The organism is Streptomyces sp. NPDC005805 (genome assembly GCF_040630445.1).
Taxonomy (GTDB): Bacteria; Actinomycetota; Actinomycetes; order Streptomycetales; family Streptomycetaceae; genus Streptomyces.
The window spans coordinates 1-1,629 of sequence record NZ_JBEXXN010000123.1 but is presented as its reverse complement, the minus strand read 5'-3'; the positions used below and the strand labels follow the sequence as shown (position 1 = coordinate 1,629).

Below are 1,629 nucleotides of genomic sequence, written 5' to 3'. Positions count from 1 at the left end.
AGCCGCACGGCCCCATCGAGACCGAAGCAGCCCGACGCCTCACCGAAGACCTCAACCACGAGTGATCAACGGCTTACCCAACACTTTCTGAGGCGCGTCCCCGCCCCGGCTCGGGGTCCGCGGCGCGGGCCCCGCAGGTCAGGTGGGCAGTTCGGCGCGGCGCAGCCGCGGGGAGCACAGCCCGTACACCGCGCCCGCCGCGCACACCAGCGCGCTCACCGCGAAGACGGGGGTGGTCCCCCACAGGCCGACGGCCGCGCCGGTCAGGGGGAAACTCAGCGGGGCGAGGCCGAGGCTGACGAAGGTCGCCAGCGAGGTGACCCGGCCGAGGTGGGAGGGCTCGGTGAGGGTCTGCATCAGCGCGCCGCAGAGCGAACCGCTGACGCCGGTCAGGACGCCGACCACGGCCGCCACGGCGACGGCGACGGCGAGGTGCGGCACCAGGGCGAGGGGCGCGATGGCGGCCGAGCCGGCGACCAGGGCCAGGCCCATGACCAGCCCGGCCCGGGGTATCCGGCCGCGTACGGCGAGCAGCAGGGAGGCGGCCCCGGAGCCGGCGGCGAAGCCCGCGAGCACCCAGCCGAGCCCGGCGGCACCCCAGTCCCGGGCGTCGGCGAGGAGGGCGAGGCCCACGCCGAGGGGGCCGACGAAGCCGAGGTCGCTGACGGCGATGACGACGAGGAGCGGGGCGAGGACCCGGTGGCGGCGGACGTACCGGAGGCCGTCGGCCAGGTCCCGCAGGAACGATCCGCCGGGGGGCGTTCCCGGCCCGCCCGCCGTGGCCGCGGCCACCGCCCCGGGGTCGCCGTCGGACGCGCCCGGGCCGGGGGCGGTGGGGCCCTCCGGGACGGCCGCCGGGGTCCGGGGGCCCGGCAGGGGCGCGATCCGCAGGGTCAGCAGCAGTGGGAGGGCGAGGGCGAAGAGCGCGCCCGCGAGCAGGAAGGCGCCGGACGCACCGCCCGCGGCCATCGCGACGCCGCCCAGGGGCGCGCCGACCACGGTGGCCCCGCGCCCGGCGAGACCGCGCATGCCCTGGATGCGGGCGAGCTGCCCGGGGGCGGCGATCCTGGGCGGCAGGGCGCCCACGGCGGGCATGAAGACCGCGTCCAGGGCCCCGAAGACCACGGCCACGGCGGCCAGCAGCCACAGTCCGGGCGCGGAGGCCCACAGCAGCGCGGCGAGTCCCAGCACGATCACGGCCCGGGCCGCGTCGCTGGTGACGACCACCCGGCGCGGGCCGAGCCGGTCCGCGAGGACGCCCCCGCCGAGCATCAGCAGGGCCCGCGGCACGGCGCTCACCGCGAGCACGGCCCCCGCCTCGGCGGCGCTTCCGCCCCGGGTGGCGGCCCAGGTCAGGGCCAGGTAGTAGACGCTGTCCCCGGCGGCGGAGGCGGTGTACGCGCCGAGCCAGCGCAGCACGTTCGGGTCCCGGTGCGCGGGCCGCTCCCGCCCGTCCCCGCGGCCGGGCGCGGCGACGTCCTCGGCTGCGGGCATGCGTATCGGGGCCTCTCGGGACGTGCGGAAAGTGTGCGGGCGGGGGGGGGGGGGGGGCCCGCGCCGCCGGGGGGGGTGCCCCGCGCCCCCCCCCCCGCACCCCCCCCCGCCGGGGCTGCCTTGAGCTCCGCTGAT

1 protein-coding gene is annotated in these 1,629 nt (G+C 79.5%); it reads right to left on the bottom strand.

Annotated elements, in window-relative coordinates:
- Positions 1–138: 138 nt before the first annotated feature.
- Positions 139–1,494 carry an MFS transporter gene (locus tag ABZ457_RS30630; RefSeq protein WP_359164345.1) on the bottom strand — a complete coding sequence of 452 codons (1,356 nt, stop codon included), beginning with the start codon at positions 1,492–1,494 and terminating at the stop codon, positions 139–141.
- Positions 1,495–1,629: the final 135 nt, after the last annotated feature.

Bases quoted from the DNA above. Each gene is read 5' to 3' on its own strand.
- ABZ457_RS30630 (WP_359164345.1), bottom strand. From the start codon at position 1,494: ATGCCCGCAGCCGAGGACGTCGCCGCGCCCGGCCGCGGGGACGGGCGG.